Consider the following 24,830-nt stretch of genomic DNA (forward strand, 5'->3'; position numbering starts at 1 on the left):
TTGGGTCTGGTTTGTTGTTGTTGTGTCAGTCGCGCTTCCTGGTCAGCAGGAAGAAGGCTGTCAGCAGAATCACCGTCAGCAGCAGCAGAAGGGTCGAGATCGCGTTGACCTCGGCCGAGACGGAGCGGCGAATCTGGGCCAGCATGTAGGTCGGCAGCGTATCCTGCCCGGCCGATTTCACGAACAGCGTAATCACCACGTCGTCGAGCGAGGTCACGAAGGCGAGCATCAGCCCGGCCGCGATGCCGGGCATCAGAAGCGGCAGGGTGACATGGCGAAATGCCTGCCAGGGCGTGGCGTAGAGATCGGCCGCGGCGATCTCGAGCGTGCGGTCCATTCCTTCCAGCCGCGCGCGGATCGGCAGGTAGGCGAAGGGAATGCAGAAGGCCGCATGCGCGGTGATCAGGTAGCCGAGCCCCTGGTAGCCGGTGGCGACCTTGATCGAGGCGAAGAAGATCAGCAGCGCCACGGCGGTCACGATCTCGGGCACCATCAGCGGCTGGTTGATCATCACGTAGATGAAGGTCTGCCCCTTGGTGCCGCGCCGCCGCGTGGTGCCGAGCGCAGCCATGGTGGCGACCGTCGTGGCGATGATCGAGGCCATGGTTGCAATGGTCAGCGAGCGAAAGGTCACCTCGCGGACCTGTTCGTTGTTCCAGGCCACCGGGTACCACTTGAAGGAGAAGCCCTCCCAGATCGCGATGCTGTCGCCGGCGTTGAACGAATAGATGACCAGCATCAGGATCGGCAGGTAGAGCGCGGCAAAGACCAGTACGGCCACCGTGGCGAAGCCCGGGATGCGGGAAGCGGAAAAGTCGCGCCTAGCCATTGGAGCTCTCCCGCGAGGTGATCCGGACGTAGAAGACGAGCGCCACCGCGACGATCACCAGCAGCAGCACCGAGAGCGCCGCGCCGAGCGGCCAGTTGCGCCCCTGCCCGAACTGCAATTCGATGAAGTTGCCGATCATCATGTTGCGCCCGCCGCCGAGGATGCGCGGCGTCACGTAGGCGCCGAGCGCCGGGATGAAGACGAGGATCGAGCCCGCCACGATCCCCGGTCGCACGATCGGCAGGATCACCCTCCGCAGCACCTGCCAGCGCGAGGCATAGAGATCGTAGGCGGCCTCGATCAGCCGCATGTCGAACCGGTCGATGGCGGCGAAGAGCGGCAGCACCATCAGCGGCAGGTAGACATAGGTCATGCCGAGGAAAACCGCGAAGTCGGAGTAGATGATCAGCAGCGGCTCATCGATCACGCCCAGGTAGAGCAGGAACGTGTTGAGCAGCCCCTCGTTGCGGATGATCTGGTTGATCGCGAAGGTGCGGATCAGGAGGTTCGTCCAGAACGGAATGGTGATCAGGAACAGCAGTGCCGTGCGCATCTGCGGGCTGCGGGTGGCGATAATCCAGGCCGTCGGGAAGCCCACGATGAAGGTGAAGAAGGTGGTGATCAGCGACAGCTTCACCGAGCGCCAGAAGATCGTCAGGTGAGCGTCGGCAAGGCTGTAGGTGCCGTCGAAGATGTCCTTGCTCAGAACCGTGCCGACCCAGGCGTCGGTGGAGAACTTCCAGACCACGTTGCCGTAGTCGCCGGGCGTCAGGAACGAATAGACCAGCATGATGAGCAGCGGTCCGGCAGCGGCGAATGTCAGGATGAAAAGCGCCGGGGCCGAGAGGAGCCAGGTGTTGCGCGCATCGCGCCGCGCGTGGCTGTCTTCGTTCGCGCTCATCGGTTCAATCCTCCAGAACCTGGATCGCGCCGGGCGTGAAGCTCACGCCTACCTCCGAGCCGACAGCGGGCGCCTCGCCGCCCGCGGTATCGCTCTGGAAACGCGCCACGAGGTCCGCCCCGCCTGCAAGGCGCAGGCGTACGTGGCTGTCGGTGCCGAAATAGGTCGTCTCGGTGATCGTGCCCCGCATCGTCGCCCCTGCGCCCTGCGGCAGGATCCGGACATGTTCGGGTCGGATCGCGATGGTATGCGCCCCTTCCGGCGAGCCGGCGTCGACCGGGATGGCGATGCCCCCCGCGATGGTCGCCACGCCGCCGGAGACCTCGGCCGGTAGGAAGTTGGTCTCGCCGATGAAATCGGCCACGAAACGGTTGACCGGATGGTTGTAGATCTCGCGCGGGTTGCCAACCTGCAGGAGCCGCCCGGCGCTCATCACGCCAATCCGGTCGGACATCGTCAGCGCCTCTTCCTGGTCGTGGGTGACAAAGATGAAGGTGATGCCAAGTTCGTGCTGCAACCGCTTGAGTTCGCTCTGCATTTCCTTGCGCAGCTTGAGGTCGAGCGCCGACAGCGGCTCGTCGAGCAGCAGCACCTCCGGCGAGGGCGCCAGCGCCCGGGCCAGCGCCACGCGCTGCTGCTGGCCGCCCGAGAGCTGGGTCGGCTTGCGATCCGCCATCTCGCCCAGGCGCACCATCTCGAGCGCCCGTTCAACCTTCTGGTCGATCTCCGAGGCCGGGCGGCCGAGCATCTGCAACCCGAACCCCACGTTGCGCCGCACGCTCAGGTGCGGAAACAGCGCGTAGCTCTGGAACACGGTGTTCACCGGCCGCAGGTTCGGCGGCGCATCGGTGATGTCACGGCCGTTGAGCAGGATCTGCCCGGCGGTCGGGGTTTCGAATCCCGCGATCATCCGCAGGAGCGTGGTCTTGCCGCAACCCGATGGCCCCAGCAACGTGAAGAACTCGCCCTTTCGAATCGCGATCGACACGTCATCGAGCGCGACGACAGCCTCCGGACCCGTGCCATAAACCTTGCGGGACGATCGTGCCTCGATCGCGTCGTCTTGTGCCACTCGCGCCTCCGGAGCTTTTGACACAACGATGGACGAAGCGGCTGGCGGCTGGCAAGTCTCGTTTAACTTCCGGCCCCTAACGGGCGCAATAAAGGTGGACGCCGGCCGAACCAGGGCCGGGCCCGCTCAAGTTCTGCGCAGAGCGACATCAGCCGTTCATCCTCCCCGAAACGCGCCGCCAGATGCACGCCAACCGGCAGTTCCGCCTCGGTCCAGTACAGCGGTACGGTGGCCGCGGGCTGGCCGCTGGCGTTGAAGGCAGCGGTAAACGGCGAATAGGCAAAGACCCCCTCGGGTCCGGTCCGGTAGCCCACGTAATCCTCCGTCGCGTGACCGAACCGGCCGATCTGCGCGGGCGGTTCGGCCATCGTGGGCGAAAGCAGGATGTCGTAATCCAGCATGAACGCCTCCATCGACCGCCCGTAGGCATGCACAATGTTTACGCATTCGAGGTACCGGTCGCCGGAGACCTGCGCCGCGTGAGTGATCGCGCCCCAGGTCACACCCTCCACCTCGCCCTCGGCCAGCGGCCTGCCTCGCGCCGCGACCGCCTTGCGGACAGAGAGCGCGGCGCCGCAGGCCACGATGTCCGTCCAGGCGCGCATCATGCCGGTCGTGTCAGCTGCCGCCGGGCGCGCAGGAACGACATTATGGCCCATCTCCTCGAGCAGCGCGGCGGCGTCCAGAACGGCGCGCCGGCACTCGGGATGCACCGGCGCGCCGGTGAAGGTCGTCGCGCAGAGCGCGATGCGCAGTGGCCCCGGCGCCTGTTCGATGGCCGCGCGGAACGTCCCCCGCAACGGCGGCGCACGATAGGGCGCGCCGAGGTCGGCGCCGTGGGTGCCGTCCAGAAGAACCGCGCTGTCGCGCACGCTGCGGGTCAGAAAGCCGTCGATCGCCATGCCGGCCCAGCCTTCGCCCACGTAAGGCCCGTCCGGCAGCCGCGACCGCGTCGCCTTGAGCCCGAAGAGCCCGCAATTCGAGGCGGGGATGCGCACCGAGCCGCCACCGTCGGAGCCATGCGCCGCAGGCACGATTCCCGCCGCCACCGCGGCCCCGGCCCCGCCCGACGAGCCGCCCGGGGTCCGCGACAGGTCCCAGGGGTTGCGGGTCGGCCCGCCATAGACAGCGGCCTCTGTCGCCGGCCCGATCCCGCCCTCGGGCGCCGTGGTCCGCCCAAAGACCACCAGCCCCATCGCCGCGAGCCGCGCGTAGATCGCCGAATCCTGGCCGTATCGGGTGCCCGCAAAGAGCCGCGAGCCGTTGTTGCAGGGATAATCGACGGCCTCCGCGCCGAGGTCCTTGAGCAGGAACGGAACCCCGCGCAGCGGCCCCTCCGGCAGCCCCTCGGCGATCTTGCGGCGCGCGATCTCCTCGGCCAGCATCACCACCGCGTTGATCTTTCCATTGACCGCCTGCACCCGCTCCAGCGCGATGTCGAGCAGTTCCCCGGCGCTCACCTCGCCGCTTTCGACAAGCGCCGCGAGCGCCGTGGCGTCCTGTGCGTCGTAATCCAGCATGATGAAGCGCTCCCGAGCCGTCGCCTGCTCCGACAGAGCAAGTCCCGCGCGCCGCCGCAAGGGGCAATGGCTAGCCGAGCAACCCGATCTCCTCACCGTCGATGATGATCGCGAGGTCCCAGAACTTGCGCAGCTCCTCTTCGGCGGCCCCGGCCGCCTCCGGGTCGTCGGGCAGCCGCTCGATCCGCAGCCCGAAACGCTCCAGCCCGCAGAAATCGACCCGGATCAGGATCACCGGCACCACCGAGCGCTCGATCGCCATGCCTGCCAGCCGCGCGGCGGCGCGGTCCGGCGCTGCGAGACTGCGCGTCACCCGGATCCCGATATGGGACGGCCCGTCCAGCGCCCGGTGCCACAACTCTGCCGATGGCGCCGCCTCGGAGACAGGCGCAAGCAGCCCGCCACGCGGGACCGACACCTCGCCGCCGTCGATCAGGTCGTCGAGGTTGCTCACCTGCGTTGGCAGGATGCGGCTAAGAACGAGGGTCCAATCCTCCGACATCAGCGTCCCTCCAGCTGTCCGGCAATGAGCCGGGCGGCCGCTTCGGCTCCCGGCTCGGGCAGATCGACCTGCCCCAACGCGGCACGGAACTGCTCCGCCGCCGTTCCGTCGAGGAAATCCCGAAGGCATCGCTCCAGCCGCAGAAACTCGGTCTCTCCCACCGTGGCGCAAAGCCCGCGTTCCTCCAGCGCGTGCGTCCTGCGGCTCTGGTTGTCGAGATAGGGCGCCGATTGCGGAATGAGGATCGCCGGGATCCGGTGATACAGGATTTCGTTCACCGAATTGTATCCCGCCGCCGACAGCACGAAATCGGCGGCCAGAGCGAGCGCGGTGGCTTCCAGCGTCTGAACGACATGCGTGTTGGGCCAGCCATGCAGCGCCGGCGCGACGACGCTGCCGGGCCAGACGAGGATCAGATGCAGGCAGTCGGAGCGCTCCGAAAGGATCGAGGAGATCATCTGCAACTGGGCCGCCCTGTCGGAGGCCACGCCCCCGCCCAGCATGCTGACCACCAGCCTGTCGAAGCGGCGGCCAAACCGCTCCTGCAACCCCTCCCGAAGTCTCGCACGCTGCTGCGGCGACTGGTCGGTGTGCTTTACGATCGGCCCGACCATGTGGACTTTCGCGCCGAAACTGTAGTGATCGTTCAACTCGTCAAAGGGTTCAGAGGGGACGATAATTCGCTCGAAGATATGCTCCCGGTCCAGCGCGATCCGCGCCGATGTCCCGTCTGGCCAGAGCCCGCGTCGGATCCACACAGCCAGGAGATCCTTTTCCAGCACAGTGCGGAAGATGGAATCGAAGACGAAGCCGCCATCGAAGATCAACTGATCACCACGCCGGAGCGCCTGGGACAGGCGGCGATAGGTCAGGACGTCGTTCGCGTAGGGCTCCTCGTGGGTGTCGCTGCGCGAGACCAGCGGCATGCAGTCGAACCCGCGCCGAAGGATCATCGGCACACAGCTCGGAAAGGCGGCGAATGTGGCCGTGCGCGCCGGCATCGCCTCGGCGATCACCGCGCAGCGCTGCGCATGGCCCAGCCCAACCCCATTGGTGGGAAAGAACATCGTCCGCCGTGGGCGGCGGTCAGCGGTGTCCGCCCCGGTGTCCAGGCCGGCCGCAAGCTCGAGGCGGGCGATATCGACCGACCGCAGCCAGGGCGCCCGCGTTACCTGCTCCGAAATCTGCGACAGCGTGGGAACGACCGTGCTGCCGAGATAGCCGTCCAGCGCCACCAGCGACTCTGGCCCCCGCAGCGCCGGCGCGCCGGTGTCGACGATCGACCGGTCTTCGGTGCAATCGACCACGACTCCGCCCGCGGCCATCAGGTTGATCGACACGGAGGCCATCCGCTCGCCAGGCACCCCTTGCCCGAACACCGCGAAGATATCCGTCTTGCAGGCGTGGGCCACAGGCGACAGATCGGTCAGCAGCAGCACCTCGAGGTCGCGATGGACGGTAGACTTGATCAGTTCCTTCTGCTTGCCCGACGCGATCACCCGCAGCCGGAACTCTCTCCGCTGGTTCATGTTCGTCAGGCAGTTCAGCGCGTCCGGCTCCTCCAACGCATTCGGCCCGAGCAGGATCGTGACGACGGGCCGCCCGGCAACCGGTCGAGACACCGGCGCCAACGCCGCCACCAGCGGGTTCACCGCCTCGGCGATCATCGGGCGCGGCTGGCTCTCGGCCAGGTCGATCACCACGGCCTCGCGCCCGAGCGCATAGGCCAGCTTTGCCTTGGCGGCGAGGTAAGCCTGCAGATCCGCGAACCGCCCGGTTGCCACCACCGGCACCGCCGGCCCCAGCCCGTACTCCCAGAGCGAGGCCAGCAGGCGCTCTCCGAGATCCTCCGCCCCGAGGATGAACACCGCCTGCGGCGCGATCTCCGCCTTGTCCGCCAGATAGGACGCCGCTTCATAGGTCCGGGAGCGGCCGGTCTTTTCGGGCAGAGACGCGGCATCGATGCAGACCGCATGGCCGCGCGCGGCCAGTTGCGCCGCGAAGGCAAGCTGCGCGTCATAGGATCGGACATTTCGGGTGCCGGCTGCGACGATGATCATGCCGTCTCCTCCAGCCCCAACAGGCTGACCATCCGGGCGCGGAACGCGGACTCCGACATCGCTTCCAGCACCGGCCCGGCCCGCCTGACCTGTTCCGCGTAGAGCTCCGGGCGCGCCAGAAACTCCGCGATCACCGCGTCGACCTCGGCGGGCTGGCAGGCCACCACCGCATCGCCGAAAGTGGCGCCCGTCTCGGCGTCCGTCAGAACAACCTTGCCGGCCGCCAGAGCTTCGGCAATGACCCGGCCGAAGCTCTCCCGCCAGGCTGGCGACGTGAAATAGACATGGAAATCGATCATCTCCAGAAAGGCTCCCACATCGATCGCGCCGAACGGCAGCATGGTCCAATGTGGCCGCGCGACCTCCGCATTCAGCAGGAAATCCGACCCGAGGATGACATTGGCCTCCGCCCGAGGGGAAAAGCACAGATCGAGCGCGGCGAGCGGCGGGAACTTCTCCCGCGTCGGGCGCGAATGCCGCCCGCGCCGGTCGCGGGGCTGAACGCCCCGATCGTCAATGCGCAAGTCGCAGATGTTGAACCAGTTCGCATCCAGTACCTCCCAGCCCGCGCAGTCCGGATGCGCGGCCAGCCACTCCGTCACCGTCGAGCGGTTGTGAACCGAGATCGGCGCGAGGCATTTCCTGAGCGCCAGCGTGGCATGATCGATCTGGTCGAGACAACCCGCCACGTCGAACGCCTCCGCACCGCCTGGTCTGGTGAAGTTTTCATGCGTCACGACAACGAGTTGCCGAGCGATGATGCGGCCCTCGAAAGAGCGCTGGAACTTCAGGAAGGAGGGATTGTGAAAAACGACCACATCGGCGCTGATCTGCGGCGCGTCCCATACAAGCGGCAGGTGAAGCTCGTCGATCGCCTCGCGCAGCACCGGCGCAATCCGACGCTCCTGGCCGAACATCGCGGAACTGCGCGCATGGACCACGACCGGCCCGAGTTCTGCGCTCACCCGAAGTTCCGCCGCCACCGCTGCAGAGGTCCCGCCAGAAAAGCGTGGCTCGACCACATAGGCGAATGCCGGATGCGTTGCGCCGCCGGACAACGGTCTCGATCCCATGAATTCAGTAAGGCTGCGAACTGGAGGCGCGCACGCCGGCCACGCCGCCGGCAGTCCGCGCCGCCTGAACCCCGCCTGTTTCGGGGATGTAGTGGCACCGAAGCCGCCCCAGCGTCACATCGGTGCAGAACTTGCGCAGCTCGAGAGACAGCTCGTCCTCGCCCGCCAGAAGCTCGGGATATTCTTGAAGATAGGCCCACAAGGCCCTGGTATTATTGGTCGTCAGCAGGCTATCGATGGTCTGCAGTTGCTCCAACGTCACCTCTCCGCGGGCGCCAAAGGCAGCCGCCGACATCATAAGGGCCGTTACCACGGCAACAAGTTTCTTCTCTGGCATAGTATTACGGTCAGTCCCAATCGATTTCCACAAAACGAGGGGCTTCCGGCCTATGCCGCATTTCCCTCTCAACTCTTACAACTCGATCCATGCCTACTGGCTTGTAGCACTCCTGAGTTTGCTTAGCACCTGGCTTCTCAGCCGGGCTGTCCGCTCCGCCTCCGAAGGGCCGGTTCGCTGCCTCGCCGGCGCCGCCGCGACAGTCTTCTTCGCGGCCGGCTTGCCCGAGGCGACGGCACCGCCGCCGTCACCGGCAAGCCAGAGTTCGATCGTCCCGGGCGGCACGCTCGCCTTGCCCGTGAAGTCGCGGAGCAAAGCGCCCGAGGCCTCGGCCACAGCGGCCGCGACCGCCGCATCTTCGGCGTGGTAGTAGCGAATGTTCGACTGCGAAATCGAGAAACCGACGCGCGACGGCTCGGACGGCGCAAAACCGGAGCCTGCGAGGCGATCCACCACGGAAGCGATGTCGGACTGGCTGAGGTTGCCCGGCGCAAAGAGGCTGATCTGCGCTCCGGGGGCCAGCACCGTCTCTCGGCCCGCCAGGGTATCGACGTCGGGCCTACCCGCCAGCACGGACGGCTCTGTGGCGATCGCCTTGCGCGCCATCGGCCGGACGGGAACCCCGCCGTCGAGCGACGCAGTGACCACGAAGCCATCGGGAACCACCCCCACGATGGAAATCGGCTGCGGAGATGCCAGCGGCTCGTTCGGAGCGGCGCTCGCTTGCAGCGAGACAGGGCTCGCCGCCGCGTCGGCGGCTCGCAGCACCGGCTTGTCAGCAACCGCCAACGTGACCGGATCGGAGGTCGGGGTGATCACGGCACGGGCCGAACTGCGGAGATCGGACACGCTCGGCACCGTTGCGACAGAGGTCGCCGCAGTCGCGGAATTCATCGGATCCGAAACGGGTCGCAGGCGCAGGTCGCCCCCCCCGAGTGCAACCGCGCGAGCGCGCGGCAGCGGTGTGCCGGTCGCAGGCGACACGACACTGGCTGCGATGACGGGGGATCCGGGATCAACCGACGCCAAGGCGACGCCCGATGGCGTTGCCGCAACGGACTGTCCGGAGAGTGGGCCGACAACGTCGCGCGGCGCACCGATTGCGCCCGGCGTGACGGCAGTCACCGAAGCGACTCGTTCTCCGGCCGGCATGGCAACCGCACCCGCCGCAGCCATCTCTGCCACAGCCGCAGATGTCACTCCGGCCAGACGCTGGCTGCCGATGCTCGTCGGCGGGGCGGGACGCTCGGACGCGGCTCCCGCCACGGCGGCGATTTCCGTTCGCGCGACCTCGGCTCCGGTGGTCTGCTCCGGTGCCTCGACGGCCGCAGGCACCCGAGGCTGCGGTTCGGCACTCACGCCTGCCGAGGCTGACGCCTCAGCCGCAGGCCGCGCCGCGATGACGGTTTCCCCGGTCGAAGCAGCCTCGGTCACGACGGTTGTCGTGGCAGCGGAGGTCTCCGCCCCGAGGATCGGCGCGGGGACATCCGGCGCGTCTATGACTGGCAGTTGCGGCGGCACGGCTGCGACCGCGGGCGCTTCGGCCGAGATTATCGTTTCGCCCGCCGACACGTCCGACGAAGGCTCAACCCTTCCGGCAATCTCCCCGGAGGAACTGACATCGGCAACAGGCCCAACGGATCGTTCCGGCAACGCGAGGTAGCCGACGACCGCCAGCACCGGAATCAGCACCAGCGCCGACAGTCTCGCTGTCCGCCCAGACACAAAACCCCGTTCGACCACCTCCGCCCGCTCGACCTCGAACGGCAAGGGAGCGGCCTGAAGTCGCAGTTCCCCGGCCTCGATGAGCGGCCCCGGGTCATGCGAGTCGGCGAAATCCGGCGCTCCCGACTCGTTGTATCCGGAGTGGCGAATGCGCCATTCGGTTTCCTGAAGGCTGCGGAGCAGATCCTCCGGATCGGGCAAGGAGTCCTCGAGAAACGAAACCGACCCGTCCGAGGCCGAGCGCGGCTTTTTCTTTCTGCCGTGCGATCCGCCCTCGCCCTCTGCGAACCGTGCCACCGTCGCACCGACCGCCCCACCCTTGCTCTTGCGCGCATCGGACGCGCCGTTGAGGATCCTGGCGGTTTCGGCGAGTTCCCTTTGACGGCGACGCCGGGCCAACTCTTTCTCGCGAAACCCGAATTCGGCATCTGTGCCGGTCGTTGCATCGGTAGAGGCGACAGGGCTGGAAGTCGGAGACCTGCCGGAGGTGGCGCGCCCGGAGGTCGCCTCTGTATCGGTGACGTCATCGGAAGGGCGCGCGGTATCGCGCGTCCGTACCGGCTCCCGGAAGGAGCGTTCCCACCGATCGAAGGGAGAGGCGAACTGGTCTTCAGACCGGGTTTCGCCCTCATACCCAACATCTGACGGCAGCGCTCTGACGCCACTCGTCTCAACCATCCGCTGCTCCCCAAAGCAAGCATCAAACTAGACTTCGACCCGCTCGCGCCACCTGCAGCAAGATGGTGGCGGGGTCGGTCACACTGTTGCAGTTTACTCAATCGCGCCGCTCGAAACAATGCGAAGGCAACCTGGGGATTGCTCACGCTTTGCGATGAAGTTCCGGATGCAGGTTTCCGCCCAGTCAATCCATGCGTCGGCGCGATCCCGCCGACCGGCTGCCCAATGGGCGCGCAGAATGTGAAACGCGCGGTGGTCGCTGGGCTCCCGCACCGTTTCAGCGAAGCGTCAGACGCCGAAGTTCCGCGCGGATACTCCCGTCGGTGTCGTCGCTGTCGGCCGAGACCGCCAGACCGAAGAGTATTCCCGGCTCGGCGCCGAAGGCGCGGCGGAAATCTCCCGCGAGGTCCACGGTCTGGGCCGCCGCGCCGGGGCGCGCGGCCTGCAGCGGGATCGTCACGCCGCGAGGCCCGAGATAGGGGCTGGCGAGCGGCGCACCGAGAGGATGGGCGCCACCGTGGACATAGACCAGCGCCCGCGCATCGCGGTCCCGCAGCACCCGGGAAAGCCCCGCCCCGCGCAACCTGTCGGCCGCCGCCTCCGGCAGGAAGAGGAAATAGAGCGCAAGGTTGCGGTCGTCGCCGCCCTTGCGCGTCAGGTCGGTCGGCGGCACCGATTGCCCGACGCTCCATTCCCAGCTGGCCTGCCGCGCCCCCGCCTCTTCCGGCGCAAGCGGCAGGTACAGCAGCGAGACGCCGCCATCGGAGGTCAGAGACAGCCGGTCTGGCGCAAGCGTCCACTCGTTGGGCCGCTTGAGCGGGAACCTCTGTTCGCGCCAGCCGTCGTCGAACCGGATCGCGCCGGCCGATGCGGCGGAGGCGACGACCGCAAGCAGCGCTGCGGCGGCCAGTACCCCACGCATCATCGGGAGGCCGTAACGGTCGGCTTAGACGGCGCGGCGAGATCGTCGAGGATCGGGCAATCGGGGCGATTGTCGCCCGCGCATTCGTGGACGAGATGGGACAGCGTCCTTTTCATCGCGATCAGCTCCTCGATCTTGGCGTCGATCCGGACCAGGTGCTCGCTCGCGATCTTTTTCACGTCGGCACTGGCCCGAGATGTGTTCACGTAGAGCTCGAGCAGCGCGCGGCAATCGTCGATCGTGAAGCCGAGCGAGCGGGCGCGGCTGAGGAAGGTCAGCTTGTGCAAATCGCTCTCCCGGAACGTGCGGTAGCCGTTGGTGCTGCGCATGGGCGACACGAGGCCGATCTCCTCGTAGTAGCGGATGGTCTTGGCAGGCAGGCCCGACAGCCTGGCGACATCGCCGATGTTCATGGCGTCCTCCTATTCGGCCGGCGCGGGGTCCAACGGGCGCGCCGCGCCCTGCCCCACGTTCTTTTCATCCAGCAACGGCTGCACCAGCCTGAGCCGCAGCGCGTTGGTCAGCACGAACACCGAGCTGAGCGCCATCGCGCCGGCGGCCAGCACCGGCGACAGCAGGATGCCGAAGGCCGGGTAGAGCACGCCCGCAGCGACCGGGATGAGCGCCGTGTTGTAGCCGAAGGCCCAGCCGAGGTTCTGGCGGATATTGCGCATGGTGCGGGCCGAGATGTCGAAGGCGTTGACCACGCCGCGCAGGTCGCCGGTCATCAGCACCACGTCGGCGCTCTCGATGGCGACATCGGTGCCGGTGCCGATGGCGATGCCGATATCGGCATGAGCCAGCGCCGGTGCGTCGTTGATCCCGTCACCGACGAAGGCGAGCCTCCGGCCGCCCGCGCGCAGCGCGTCGAGCGCCGCGACCTTGCCGTCCGGCAACACCTCGGCGGTGACATGGTCGATCCCGAGCTCCGACGCGATGGCATCAGCCGTCGCCTGAGCATCGCCGGTGATCATCGCGACCTCGAGGCCCAGACCATGCAGCGCCTCGATGGCCGCCCGCGACGTGGGTTTGACCGGGTCGGACACGGCGATCACCGCGGCGACGTTGCCGTCGATGGCGGCAAAAAGCGGCGTCCGGCCCGCAGCGGCGAGCGCCTTGCCGCGGTCGGCGAGATCTTCAATCGCGATGCCTTCGCGCTCCATGAGCCGCCGCGCGCCGACCAGAACATCGCGTCCCTCGACCGTGCCGCGCACGCCGAAACCGGTGATCGAGGCGAAATCGGCCACTGCAGGCAGCGCGGCGCGGTTCCCCGCAGCACGCAGGATGGCCTGCGCCACCGGGTGCTCGGACTGCGCCTCGACAGCGCCGACAAGGCGCAGAACCGAGTCACGGCTCTGCCCGTCGGAAAGCTCAATGTCGGTCAGCTCGGGGCGCCCCTCGGTGATCGTGCCGGTCTTGTCGAAGGCCACGACCTCGACCTCCTGCAGCCGCTGCAGCGCATCTCCCTTGCGGAACAGAACGCCCATTTCGGCCGCGCGGCCGGTGCCGACCATGATCGAGGTCGGCGTGGCGAGCCCCATGGCGCAGGGGCAGGCAATGATCAGGACGGCGACGCCGGCCACAAGCGCATAGGTCAGCGCCGGGTCCGGGCCGATGACCAGCCAGACCAGCACGGTCAGCGCCGCCAGCGTCATCACGGCGGGCACGAACCACATGGTGATGCGGTCCACGAGCCCCTGGATCGGCAGCTTGGCGCCCTGCGCCTCCTCGACCATGCGGATGATCTGGGCCAGCATCGTGTCGGCACCAACGGCGGTCGCAAGGAAGGCAAGCGCACCCGTCCCGTTGACCGTGCCGCCGACCACGGCATCGCCCGCGCCCTTGCCAACCGGGATCGGCTCGCCGGTCAACATGCTCTCATCCACATAGCTGCTGCCCGAGATGACCTCGCCATCCACCGCGATCCGCTCGCCTGGCCGCACCCGGATCACGTCTCCCAGCACGATCTGGTCGATCGCCACCTCCCGGGTATCACCATCGCGCTCGACTAGCGCGGATTTCGCCTGCAGCCCGACGAGCTTGCGGATCGCCTGTCCGGTGCGGCCCTTGGCGCGCGCCTCCAGCCAGCGCCCGAGCAGGATCAGCACGACGATCACCGCGGCCGCTTCGAAATAGACCGCGCGCGTCTCGACAGGCAGCAGCGACGGCAGGAAGGTGGCGATGACCGAATAGCCATACGCAGCCGAGGTGCCGATGGCGACGAGGCTGTTCATGTCAGGCGCACCGTGCAGCAGCGCCGGATAGCCCTTGAGGTAGAACCGCCGCCCCGGCCCGAAGAGCACGAGGCTGGTGAGCACGAACTGGATCACCCAGCTCGCATGATGGCCGATGGTATTGGCGATGAAGGCGTGAAACCCGGGCAGGACGTGTCCGCCCATCTCCAGCAGAAAGACCGGCAGCGCCAGCGCGCCGGCGATCAGCGTGAGCCGCTTGAGGTCTTCCGCCTCGGCCTCCTTGCGGGCGCCGGCATCCGGTGCATCGCTGGCTCCTTGCGGGATCGTGGCGGGATAGCCCGCCTCTGTGGCCGTGCGGGCCAGCAGCTCGGGGTTCACCTGCCCTTCGAGATACCGCACCCGCGCCGTTTCCCCGGCGAGGTTGACCGAGGCTTCGAGCACACCGGGCACCTTGGCCAGCGCACGTTCCACGCGCCCGACACAGGAGGCGCAGGACATCTCCTCGACCCGCAGGGTCACCTCGGCGACCCGCGCGGGGTATCCGGCGGCGTCCAGCGCCTGCCGGATGGTCTCGGCAGTGGCAGGCGCCTCGAAGCCGACCCGCGCGGTCTCGCTGGCGAGGTTCACATTCGCCGCCGCGACGCCGGGCACCGCGCCGAGGGCGCGCTCGACGCGCCCCACGCAGGAGGCGCAGGACATCCCCTCCACGGCAACAGTCAGTTCGGTCATTTCCGTCTCCTCGGACTCCGTCTCGCGCACGGATCATTGGTCAGGTCCTGCACATAAGGGTTCCACCAACTGGAAGGTCAACCCAGGGAGCGGTTTTCGGGGAAGGCGCAACGCCGCAGGGGGGAACACCGTGCGGGAGGTTCCTGATTCGCAGGCAGGCGGTATCCCGGTACAAGGAGAGATTCGCCGCACTGCCGGGCATTCTCCCCGCGCGAAGCGGCTCAAGTTGCACGGAAAACCGGCCAGGGCATGTCGCCCCGGCGACACCACACAGAGCTTTGAGCGGAAATGCCGTCGCTTGCGGTTGTCAGAACGGACAAAGGCAGGCAGCATTCCTCTTCGTGAATTCAAGACGCGCCTCTGAAAGGAAATCCCTCGGATGCTGACTAGACGCCACTTCATTGTTACATCCGCTGCGCTGTTTTCGGCGCCGATTGCGGCTTCGCTGCCAGGCGCCGCCGAGGCCGCCCCGGGGGACTGGGCTTCCTGGGACGCGCAGGTCACCCCGCCCGGTTTCGACCCCGCCGTGACCAACCCCTGGGGTCTGCACTCCCGCTTCCTGCCGCGGCGGGTCGAGACGAACCGCAGCCTGACCCCCGGCGACATCCACGTCGATGCGGTCGCGCGCTACCTCTACCACATCCAGCCCGATGGCTCGGCGATGCGCTACGGCGTCGCCATCGGCCGCGGAGGTCTGTATGAGCCCGGCACCTACACGATCCGGCGTAAGGCCAAGTGGCCCACCTGGACGCCGACGGCCAACATGATCAAGCGCGAACCCGAGATCTACGCCCAGTATGCCGGCGGCCAGCCGCCCGGCCCGAGCAATGCCCTCGGTTCGCGCGCTCTCTATCTCTATGTCGGCTCGCGCGACACCTACCTGCGCATCCACGGCACGCCGTTCCCGCGCTCGATCGGCACCCGGGCCTCGTCCGGCTGCGTCCGGATGGTCATGGCGCATATCAACCAGCTCTACGACTTCGTCGACGTGGGCTCGACCGTGGTGCTCTACCCGGGCGAGGAATCGATCAGCGCCTAGCGCTGACGGATCGCACCGGCACGGATTCGAAGGGGCGGCAGCGACCGCCCCTTTTTCATGGGTTCTCTCCAGAGGCAGGATGCCTCGCGGAGCCAACATGTTCCCGCAATAGGAAACGGCGCCGCGAGGGTATCTCGCCGCGCCGTTGCTCAATCCCGTGTCTGATTGCCGGCGCCCTCAGGCCCGAGCGCAGATCATCCGCCCCTCGACCGTGCGGAGCGGCAGGTAGGTCGTCTCCACCGGTCCTACCCAGCGATACCAGTAGCAATCGTCCTCCGGCATGATCACCACGGAGCTCAGATCCTGGTGCGGTGCGGCCATGGCGACCACGGCTTCGGGCAGTTCCTCGATGAAGTTCGGCTCGCCGTCGACCCCGATGCCGGAGGTCGTCGTGGTGCAGGCCGTGAGGGAAAGCGCCGCAAGGGCCGCGAGCCAGGGTTTCGCTGTCGTCATTCTCAAATTCCTGCGCTGTCAAGTTATGCGGGCTTCGGTTCGCCTAGGTTGTCGATCTGTCAAGCGCGGGCAAGGCCCCTGCGCCCGGAAAGGGGAAATGCGCACGCGGCTAGTGCGGCAGGGGCACAGGTTTCCTCTCCGGCCCCTCCAGATGTGCACGGGATGCAGTCACAACGTGATCCGCGCTTCGGCGACACGGTTGACACCGATCGCTCGAAGGATCGGGCGGAACACCATGCCGAAGGCCACCCCGAAGCCGAGCTGGAACAGGATGTTGGCGAAAGGATAAGCCCCCTCGCCCGCGACCGCGCCGAACAGAAAATTCGCGGCCGGGTGCGTGAGGTAGATCATCAGCGAATGCGCCGCGAGCAGCACCACCACGCTCGCGAGCAACCGTGGCATCGCGACGCTGGGAAACGCGAGGCAGAGCGCGAGCGCGAACAGCCAGACTGGCTCGGTGTGGCTCTCGAGCAGGACAAGACAGAGCAGCGCATGCGCCAGGGCGATGCCGAGGCTGACCGCCTGACGCTTCCGCGTCGCGGCCGTCGCCACCATCGCGCCGATCGCCAGGAACGGAAGGATCGTGGTCGGCAGCCGCTCGACCAGCTCCGCCGCCTCTGCAACAGCGCCCATGCGCAGCGCGACGCCGAGGAACACGGCAAGGTTCACCGCCTCGGCCATCAAGAAGAACGCCACCAACCCGCGCCAGATGTCCTGCGACAGGGCCCTGCGCACGGCCGGCAAAGTTAGCAGCAAGGCGACCACGAGGAACATTTGCAGGTAGGCATGGAGGAACCATAGCCATTCCATCTGGATCACGGGCGGCGCGCGACCCAGCACGGCCACGTCCAGAAACTCGGCCATGTTCCGATAGGGCAACAGCATCGACGGATGCGCCTCACGTTCGACAAAGGCATTCTTTGCGAAGTAGAGCAGCGAGAACGGCACCAGCGGCACGATGAGCCGCAGGAGCAGCGCCCAGACGCGCCCGGCGTGGTCCGCCCGCAGCACCGCGGGCAGTTGCAGACGGCCAAAGGAGAAACCAGCAAAGACGAAGAGCACGATGGAGGCGCCGAGCGAGAGCTTCAGCCCGGTGTGAAAGGCCACGACCGTCACGATGGCGAGGCTGCGCACGAGGATGAAGCTGTCGATGCCCGTCATGCGCAAGAGGCGCATGGGCGTTGCCTTGGCCGGAATGGCTTGTCGCCCCCCTGCCGCCAGTTCCGCAACGCTCCGCGAGGCCCAGTCCTGCGGCAGCTTCAGGCCAATCCCGTCGAGTTCCAGCCGCGCCTCGATGGTCGCGAGGCTGTCGGCGCCCAGATCGGCAAGCGCCTGATCGCGGTGCACCTGCCCGCGGCCGGAATGGCGTGCGAAGAGCGCGGCGATCTGCTGCTCCAGCGCACCGCGCGGCGCCTCGCCCGCCCCGCCAATGGTCGCCTCCGCGTCCTGGGCCATGTCGACAAGGGCATCCTTGTCGACCTTGCCGTTCGGCGTCGCGGGGAACCTCGGGAGGATCAGGATCGTTGCCGGGAGCATGTAGGCGGGCAGAACACGGGCGAGCGCCGACCTGACGGCGGGCTCCGTGATGCCTCCCTGCTCGCTCAGCAGGAACAGCCGCAACCTGTCTTCCCGCAGCACCGCGCTCGCCTGCTGGACGCCGGCCAGCGCCTCGGCCGCGGCCTCGATCTCGCCCAGTTCGACCCGGAACCCGTTGATCTTGACCTGGCCATCCCGCCGACCGGCAAAGCAGATCTCGCCCTCCGGTGTCTGAAAGGCGAGATCGCCGGTGAAATGACGTCGCGCGGGCGCACCCGGGTGATCGGCAAACGGGTCGCGTGCCCCGCCAACCGGATCCGCCAGTTCCGCCACCAGTTCCCCGACCTCGCCGGCGGACACCGGCGTGCCGTCTCCGGCCAACAGCCGCGCTCCGGCAAAGGACAGCGCCCGGCCGATCGGGATGTCGCGCTGCCGGGCTTCGCCGGGCTGGATCTCGTGGAACAGGAAGGCCTGCGGTGTCTCGGTCGTGCCGAAGATGTTGAACTGCCGGACGTGGGGGAACTGCTCCTGCCACTGCGCCACCACGCGCCGCGGCAATCGCTCGCCGCCCCAGAAGACCGCCCGGAGAGTCTCGAAACCTCCGGACCCGTCCAAGCCCGTCGTGAGCAGACGCGCCGAGGCAGGCCCGAGGCGCAGAACGCTGCACCCGGCCCGCCCAAGCAACGCACGCAGCGCAGACGGGTCGGCCATCTCGCACGGCGTCGGGATCGCCACGGCGCCACCGTTCGACAGCGGCAGGAACACGTCGCGAAGCGTCGGGTCGTGCGCGATGCCCGCCAGCATCATCGTCACCGGTGGCTCCGGCAAGGCCAGCATTCCGGCCTGCCAGGTGAGAAAGCGTTGTAGCGTGGCGTCGGGATGTGTGATCAGCTTGGGCGCACCCGTCGTACCCGAGGTGAAGAGATGGCAAGCCGCGGCGCGCGGCGCCCCGCCTCGGACCGTTCCGCCACCGCGCGGCTCCACGCCTGTCAGGCCAGCGAGCCCTTCCGGCAGACGCGCGCCCGCCTCGATCACGAACCGAGCCCCGAGCCGGTCGAGCATGTGCCGGATACGCGCCTCGGGATAGCTCGCGTCGACCACCGCGAAGGAGGCACCGTGGGCGGAGACGCCGAGCATCGCCGCCACCAGGGCCGGGTCGCGGCTGGCGAGGATCGCGACCCGATCCTGCGGCCCGGCCCCTGCGGCCTCCAGCCCGGCCGACACGGCGCGCGCCCGGTCCGCCAACGCGCGATAGCTGATCCGTTCGCGGCTCGTGAGGATGGCCAGCGCGTCCGGTGCCCGCACCGCATGATCGAAGAAATCCGCATGGATCCGGCGGGCCGGTTCCGGCGCGAGTGTTTCGCGCGGCAGGATGCTCTCGTGTCCGCTCCGTGCCTCCGCGAGGATGCTGCGGCAGGTCCGTTCCGGTTCGCGAAGGGCTGCGGAAAGCAGACGGGCCTGAAGATCGAGGAATTGCCGCGTGCGCCCCTCGGAAAGCTGCGCCCGGTCATGGAACGCCCGCGCGGTCAGCACCCGCCGGTCCTCTGACCAGACGAGATTCAGGTCGAACTCGGTGCGCCGGTCGAGAAACTCCCGCGGCCCGATCTCCAGCGCGCCGGCGACGATCCGGGGCGCGGGCGGGAACATGTTGATCGAAACGTCCGGCGCCTTTCCCGCCGCCAGCACCGCATCGAGAACCGGTGCATTCTCCAACGCCACCGCGGCGCGGGTTCTGTCGCTCAGCGCGCGCGCAAAGGCGGCGAAGTCGCGGTCCAGATCCACCTGCAGGTCGAGCGGCAGCGTGTGCGAAAACGGCCCGACGACCGAGTTCGGCGCGCCCAGCGACTTGCGCCCCTCGGCCTGGAAGAAGCTGGAAACGGCTGTTTCGCCGGAAAACCCATACAACCCAAGCGCGTAGACGGCGGAGAGAAATCCGAAACGCGTGGCCCCGAGCGCCTTGGCCGTCCGGCGCAGGGGGGCGGAAAGGTCGTCGAAGTCGCGCTCCAAGACATGGCCCGCCGAGACCTCCGTGCCGCTCTCCACACCATCCCCGATCAGCCGAACCGGCGCGGGCAGCGCTTCGACCAGCGCATCGACGGCGCGGGCGGCGTCCGGCTCCGCGGTTTCGACATGGGTGTAATCGTAATAGGAGCCCACAGGCGGCAGGTCCTCGCCCGCGTAGAGCTTGAGCAGCTCCCGGGTCATCACCCCGCGGGAAAAGCCGTCGGTGATCGCATGGTGGGCCGCGATGGTGAAGCGCCAGGCATCGCCCAGGTCGGCCACCAGGACCCGGACCAGCGCGCCGGGCTGCCTCGGATCGACGTCATCGAAAACCAGCGGTAGCGCCCAGTCGCGGAAACCGGCAAAGCTCTGATCTTCCATCCGGCAGGCGTGGTAGCGGAACGGCGCGTCCGGGGAGACCACCGCGTGCACCACCCCGCCCGACAGCTCGAACCGGGTCCGCAGTGCCGCGTGACGCTGCACAAGCGCCTGCGCGGCCGCGCGGAACACGGCCTCGTCCAGCGGGCCGGCGACCCGGTGCCCCATGGCGATCATGTAGGAACCGACACCGGCGAGTTCGGACAGCACGTAGCGCGCCTGGTTGTCACCGGCGACTTCGCGCATCTCTTGCGCGCTCTGTCCTGTTCCAAGCGTCTCCAGCACTGCGACCGGTCCTCGCTCGACGCCGTCCCACACCAACCGGACATCGTTACAGGTTGACCTTAAGTCAGAAAGCGCGACGCGAAAAACCTCTGTCACGGGCACCCGATGGTTCCAGGCCAGCGTTGCGCGATTGCATCCCGGTCAGTGACGGACGGGCGCGGGCTAACAGATGCGCGGCAGCGGGTCGTCCTCGAGCTCCTCGAGCAAGCGCAGCCCGCCCAACTCGGTCCTCAGTGCAACCGCCCCGCCGTTTTGCGGCGCCTGCAGGCGCCCGATCACGGCGGCGTCTGCGCCGCCGGGCGCGGCTTTCCATGCGGCCAGGGCGTGATCCGCCGCCTCCGGCGCCATCACGGCGACCACCCGGCCCTCGCAGGCGAGATAATAGGGGTCGTATCCGAGAATGTCGCAGACTGCCCGGACCGCTGGCCGCACCGGGACAGCGGGCTCGTCGAGGATGACCTCCAGCCCGGTCGCGCGCGCGATCTCATGCGCCACCGAGACAAGGCCGCCGCGCGTCGGGTCGCGCATGAAGCGCAGCCCCGGCACGCCGCGCAACGCCCGGGTCAGCGGCAGCACGCTCCCGGCATCCGAGCGGATCTCGCCGCGCAGGCCGAACTGTTCCCGCGCCAGCAGGACGGCCACCGCGTGATCGCCGACCGGTCCGCTCACCAGAAGCGCGTCGCCCTCGCGGATTTCGTTCAGGCCCAGCGCTCCGGGATGCCGCATCACCCCGATCCCCGTGGTGGCGAGGTAGAGCCCGCCCCCCTGCCCCCGTGGAAGCACCTTGGTATCGCCAGCCGCAACCCGAACCCCCAGCTCCGCCGCCGAACGGGCGAGATCGACGACGATGCGCTCCAACAGAGCGGCCTCGTAGCCTTCCTCAATGAAGGCGTTCAGGCTCAGGAACAGCGGATCGCCCCCGGACACGGCGAGATCGTTGGTCGTGCCATGGACGGCGAGCGAGCCGATGGAGCCACCGGGAAATTCCAGCGGCTGCACCGTGAAGCCGTCGGTCGTGAAGAGGATCCTGTCACCGGGCAGCGCGAGGCGCGCGGCGTCGACCGTGGTGTCGAGCACATCGTTGGCAAGATGCCGGGCGAAGACCTCGTCGATCAACTCGCGCATGAAGCGGCCGCCGTTGCCGTGGGCGAGCGAGATATGGCTATCGGACAGGCTCATCCCCGGTCTCCGCTTGCTTGCGCCGCATGTTCCACCAGCTGACCGAGCGAGATACCCGCGTCGTTGGATGGCACACGCCGATGCAGCCGAAGCAGGCGCGCCATATCTGCCAGTCGTTCTTCGATCCCCCGCACGAGGCGGGCGTTCTGAAACACCCCGCCAGTCAGACCGATCTGCGCAAAGGGAAGCGTCTCCGCCAGCGTCCGGATTAGGTCGGGAACGACCTGCGCCATCGTGGCATGGAAATCCGCCGCGCGGCGGGCCTCCGAACGGCGCTTGTCAGTGAGGACGTCGAGCAGAGGGCTCCAGTCGACCTCCAGCGGCCCGTCCGCTCCGGAGGAGACCGGCAAACGGACGGCCTGACCAGCCTCGCCAGAGGCGAGCGTTTCCAGCCGCATCGGCCCCTGCGCCTCGAAACTGCAATGGGTCATGCCGGTCACCAGACAGGCGGCGGCGTCGAACAGGCGGCCTGCGGCCGTGGTCTCGAAGGTGTTGAGGTCCCGATCCCAGGCCTGCCGCGCGAGGTCGGCCCCGTCTGGCGCATGCGGCAGGTCCCGGCCGGTGGCCCAGCAGAGCGCCGCCGCGCTGCGCCAGAGTTCGCGCCCGGCACGGTCGCCGCCGGCAAGCCGGAACGGGCGAAACCGCGCCACCCGCCGCCAGCGCCCCGGCGCTCCCCAGAGCACCTCCCCGCCCCAGAGCGTTCCGTCCGCACCGAGCCCGACACCATCCCAGGCAAAGGTGAGCCAGTCGCCTATCGCGTCAGCGTGCTCGGCCGCGAGCGCCGATGCGTGGGCATGGTGATGCAGGATCGGCACCACCGGCAGGTCCTGTCCCCGTGCCCATCGGTGGCTGGTGTAGCCCGGGTGCGCATCGCAGAGCAGCACCGCAGCCCGCTGGCCATAGAGCGCCTGAAGGCTCTCCGAGACCTCCTGCAGCACGGCAAGGCTGCGCACGGCCTCCATCTCGCCGATATGCGGCGACACCACGGCACGGCGGCCAAAGCCAAGCGCGACGGTGGCCTTCATCTGCGCGCCGAGGGCAAGCACGGTCTCCGGCAGGGCCTTCGGCAGGGCCAGCTCAAGTGGCGCCGTCCCGCGCCCGAGCCGGAGCGGCACCACCCGCCCGGCGATCTCGCGACAGACCGGATCGTCGGCGGGGCGTGCAATCGGCCTGTCGTGGTGCAGCATGGCGTCTGCGACGTTGGCGAGCCGGTCCTCGACTTCCTCGGGCGCGATCAGCACCGGCTCGCCGCTCAGGTTGGCCGAGGTCGCGACCAGCGGTCGGCCGAGTGCCTCGAGCAGCAGCACGTGCAACGGGCTGTAGGGCAGAAAGAGACCGAGCTCACCGCAATCCGGCGCCACCGAGGGTGCCAGCGCCGCATCGGGCCGCCGAGGCACGAGAACGATGGGCCGCTGTGGCGTCAGCAGTGAATGTGCGGCCTTGTCCGACAGGTCAGCCAATGCGCGCACCCCGTCCAGACCGCCCGCCCCCTCCAGCGGCACCATCACCGCAAACGGTTTGTCCGGGCGCCCCTTGCGCCGCCGCAGCCGCGTAACAGCCGCCTCGTTCGCCGCATCGCACATCAGGTGATAGCCGCCGATGCCGCGTACGGCGACGATCTCTCCCTCGGCAAGCCCCGCGACGGTTGCTGCAAGCGCGGCCTCGGCCCCCGTGACATCCTCCCGCTCCCGCCTGGCGAAGCGCAGCGAAGGTCCGCACTCCGGGCAGGCGATCGGCTCGGCATGGAACCGGCGGTCCGCCGGTTCGTTGTATTCCGCCCGACAGGCGGCGCAGAGCGAGAAGCCCGACATGGTGGTATTCGCCCGATCATATGGCATCGCGGCGATCAGCGTGTAGCGCGGCCCGCACTGGGTGCAGTTGATGAAGGGATAGCGAAAGCGCCGGTCCTGCGGGTCGCGCATCTCGCGCAGGCAGTCGTCGCAGACGCAGGTGTCCGCCGGAACGAAGATCGCCGCCTCCGCGCCCGGATCGCTGTCGAGTATCGTGAATCCCGCGAGCGCCTGCGGAGAGGTCTCCGTCACCTCAGCGACCTGCGGCGCCGAGAGTGGCGGGGCATCAGACACCACCTTGCGCAGGAACGCCTCCACAGCCCCCTCCGGCCCTTCCACATGGATCATCACTTCGCCCATCCGGTTCCGAACCCATCCGGCCAGCCCGAGCTGGAGCGCCACGCGATAGACATGCGGCCGGAACCCGACGCCCTGCACGTGGCCGGTGAGCAGGATCTTCCGCGCCGTCCGCGCGCCCTCGGGAGACGTCAGGTTCGGCGCGGCCCGGTCCTGCTTCATTCCGCGGCCTGTCCGGAGCGGCTGCGACGGCCGCCCGACCACCAGATCCGACAGGCGCCCTCGTCCGAAACCATACAGGGGCCGACCGGGGTGCGTGGGGTGCAAGGCGCGCCGAAGATGCGGCACTCGTCGGGATAGATCCGCCCCAGCACGACCGCCGCGCAATCGCAGCCCGCAGGCATCTCGCCGATCCGGCGGCGGCTCGCGTCGGCATGGTCGGGCAGCACCTTGCGGGCGTCGTGGGCCGCGAAGGCGGGGCGCAGCGCATAGCCCGAGGCCGCGATCGTGCCTATGCCGCGCCAGGGAGCGTCCGTGACCTCCATGACCTCCGACAGCAGCCGGCGCGCCACAGGATTGCCGCCCGGCTCCACCAGGGCGGGATAGCAATTCTCGAGCCGCGGACGTCCTTCCAGGACCTGACGCAGCACCGAATGGATCGCCGCCAGCAGGCTCTCGCTGTCGAACCCCGCGATGGCCGCCGGCACGTTGTGTCCGGTCGCCACGGCCTCCCATTCTTCCGGGCCCATCACGGTGCAGACATGGCCGGGTGCGATCAGCGCGTCGAACCCGACCTCACCGGACCTCAGCAGCATCTCGACAGCGGGAAAGGTGCGCCGGCCCGAAAGAAGCAGGAAAAGGTTCTCCGGCACGCCCTGCGCCATCATCGCCGCGACCGGCGCGGTCGTCGTCTCGAACCCGGCGGCGAAGAACACCACGCGCCGTTCGGGCGATGCCCGGGCGAGTGCCACGGCCTCCTGCGGGCTGGCGACGGGCACCACGTTGGCGCCAGCAGCCCTGGCCTGCTCCAACGAACGGACCTCGGATTTCCGGACGTTGACCGGCACTCGGAGCATGTCCCCGAAGGTGGCCAGCGTCAGGTCCTCCCCCATCGCAAGCTGGATCGCGAGGTAGACATCCTCCTCCGGGCAGACGCACACCGGGCAGCCGGGCCCCGGAATCAGCTCGATCTCCGGTGGCAGCGCATGGCGCAGACCGGCGCGGGTGATCGACCGCTCGTGGCCGCCGCAAACATTCATGATCCGGACCTTCCCGGGCAGGTTCAGCGCCCGGATGCGGTCCAGCCAGTCTGCCGCGCTGCGCCGCATT

General features: G+C 68.3%; 18 protein-coding genes. 1 reads left to right on the forward strand and 17 read right to left on the reverse strand.

Annotation, left to right across the window (positions count from 1 at the left end):
* Positions 1-25 precede the first annotated feature (25 nt).
* The 12 genes from ACFQ2S_RS17490 to ACFQ2S_RS17545 form a co-directional block, all read right to left on the reverse strand.
* On the reverse strand, positions 26-829 hold the full coding sequence (locus ACFQ2S_RS17490) for an ABC transporter permease (protein WP_386076424.1): 804 nt from the start codon (positions 827-829) through the stop codon (positions 26-28).
* On the reverse strand, positions 822-1,730 hold the full coding sequence (locus ACFQ2S_RS17495; protein WP_386076426.1) for an ABC transporter permease: 909 nt from the start codon (positions 1,728-1,730) through the stop codon (positions 822-824). Before ACFQ2S_RS17495 ends, ACFQ2S_RS17490 begins: the two co-directional genes overlap by 8 nt.
* Before the next feature lie 4 nt (positions 1,731-1,734).
* Positions 1,735-2,802 (reverse strand): ABC transporter ATP-binding protein, encoded by a 1,068-nt coding sequence (locus tag ACFQ2S_RS17500; protein WP_386076428.1) that lies wholly within the window; start codon positions 2,800-2,802, stop codon positions 1,735-1,737.
* A 62-nt stretch (positions 2,803-2,864) separates the two neighbouring features.
* Positions 2,865-4,322 (reverse strand): amidase, encoded by a 1,458-nt coding sequence (locus tag ACFQ2S_RS17505; protein ID WP_386076430.1) that lies wholly within the window; start codon positions 4,320-4,322, stop codon positions 2,865-2,867.
* 70 nt (positions 4,323-4,392) lie between these two features.
* Complete coding sequence (locus ACFQ2S_RS17510) at positions 4,393-4,824, reverse strand: hypothetical protein (RefSeq protein ID WP_386076431.1); 432 nt, start codon at positions 4,822-4,824, stop codon at positions 4,393-4,395.
* A complete protein-coding gene (locus ACFQ2S_RS17515) occupies positions 4,824-6,884 on the reverse strand; it encodes a hypothetical protein (protein ID WP_386076432.1) in 2,061 nt (686 codons plus the stop codon). The genes ACFQ2S_RS17510 and ACFQ2S_RS17515 overlap by 1 nt, the downstream gene beginning before the upstream one ends.
* Positions 6,881-7,849, reverse strand: a complete 969-nt coding sequence (locus ACFQ2S_RS17520; protein WP_386076434.1) for a hypothetical protein — start codon at positions 7,847-7,849, stop codon at positions 6,881-6,883. The genes ACFQ2S_RS17515 and ACFQ2S_RS17520 overlap by 4 nt, the downstream gene beginning before the upstream one ends.
* Positions 7,850-7,961: 112 nt before the next feature.
* Entirely contained in the window at positions 7,962-8,270 is a 309-nt protein-coding gene (locus tag ACFQ2S_RS17525; RefSeq protein ID WP_386076437.1) for a hypothetical protein, read from the reverse strand.
* A gap of 117 nt (positions 8,271-8,387) precedes the next feature.
* On the reverse strand, positions 8,388-10,697 hold the full coding sequence (locus ACFQ2S_RS17530; RefSeq protein ID WP_386076439.1) for a hypothetical protein: 2,310 nt from the start codon (positions 10,695-10,697) through the stop codon (positions 8,388-8,390).
* Between the two features lie 277 nt (positions 10,698-10,974).
* Positions 10,975-11,622, reverse strand: coding sequence for a DUF3047 domain-containing protein (locus ACFQ2S_RS17535; RefSeq protein WP_386076441.1), 648 nt, complete (start codon positions 11,620-11,622; stop codon positions 10,975-10,977).
* Positions 11,619-12,032, reverse strand: coding sequence for a Cu(I)-responsive transcriptional regulator (cueR, locus tag ACFQ2S_RS17540; RefSeq protein ID WP_386076443.1), 414 nt, complete (start codon positions 12,030-12,032; stop codon positions 11,619-11,621). The genes ACFQ2S_RS17535 and cueR overlap by 4 nt, the downstream gene beginning before the upstream one ends.
* A gap of 9 nt (positions 12,033-12,041) precedes the next feature.
* Positions 12,042-14,543 carry a heavy metal translocating P-type ATPase gene (locus ACFQ2S_RS17545; protein WP_386076445.1) on the reverse strand — a complete coding sequence of 834 codons (2,502 nt, stop codon included), beginning with the start codon at positions 14,541-14,543 and terminating at the stop codon, positions 12,042-12,044.
* Between the two features lie 379 nt (positions 14,544-14,922).
* On the opposite strand from ACFQ2S_RS17545, the gene ACFQ2S_RS17550 reads away from it, so the two are divergent.
* Complete coding sequence (locus ACFQ2S_RS17550) at positions 14,923-15,582, forward strand: L,D-transpeptidase (RefSeq protein ID WP_386076446.1); 660 nt, start codon at positions 14,923-14,925, stop codon at positions 15,580-15,582.
* A 177-nt stretch (positions 15,583-15,759) separates the two neighbouring features.
* On the opposite strand, the gene ACFQ2S_RS17555 is transcribed toward ACFQ2S_RS17550, so the two are convergent.
* The 5 genes from ACFQ2S_RS17555 to hypD all read right to left on the reverse strand — a co-directional run bounded on the left by ACFQ2S_RS17555 (position 15,760) and on the right by hypD (position 24,829).
* Positions 15,760-16,035, reverse strand: coding sequence for a hypothetical protein (locus ACFQ2S_RS17555; RefSeq protein ID WP_386076448.1), 276 nt, complete (start codon positions 16,033-16,035; stop codon positions 15,760-15,762).
* A 168-nt stretch (positions 16,036-16,203) separates the two neighbouring features.
* Positions 16,204-20,235 carry an AMP-binding protein gene (locus tag ACFQ2S_RS17560; protein WP_386076449.1) on the reverse strand — a complete coding sequence of 1,344 codons (4,032 nt, stop codon included), beginning with the start codon at positions 20,233-20,235 and terminating at the stop codon, positions 16,204-16,206.
* Positions 20,236-20,397: 162 nt separating this feature from the next.
* Positions 20,398-21,414 carry a hydrogenase expression/formation protein HypE gene (gene hypE, locus ACFQ2S_RS17565; protein WP_386076450.1) on the reverse strand — a complete coding sequence of 339 codons (1,017 nt, stop codon included), beginning with the start codon at positions 21,412-21,414 and terminating at the stop codon, positions 20,398-20,400.
* Positions 21,411-23,723, reverse strand: coding sequence for a carbamoyltransferase HypF (gene hypF / locus ACFQ2S_RS17570; RefSeq protein WP_386076452.1), 2,313 nt, complete (start codon positions 23,721-23,723; stop codon positions 21,411-21,413). The genes hypE and hypF overlap by 4 nt, the downstream gene beginning before the upstream one ends.
* Positions 23,720-24,829, reverse strand: coding sequence for a hydrogenase formation protein HypD (hypD, locus tag ACFQ2S_RS17575; protein WP_386076454.1), 1,110 nt, complete (start codon positions 24,827-24,829; stop codon positions 23,720-23,722). The genes hypF and hypD overlap by 4 nt, the downstream gene beginning before the upstream one ends.
* Between the last annotated feature and the right edge of the window lies 1 nt (position 24,830).

The sequence above is a fragment of the Tropicimonas aquimaris genome (genome assembly GCF_042676185.1).
Taxonomy (GTDB): domain Bacteria; phylum Pseudomonadota; class Alphaproteobacteria; order Rhodobacterales; family Rhodobacteraceae; genus Tropicimonas; species Tropicimonas aquimaris.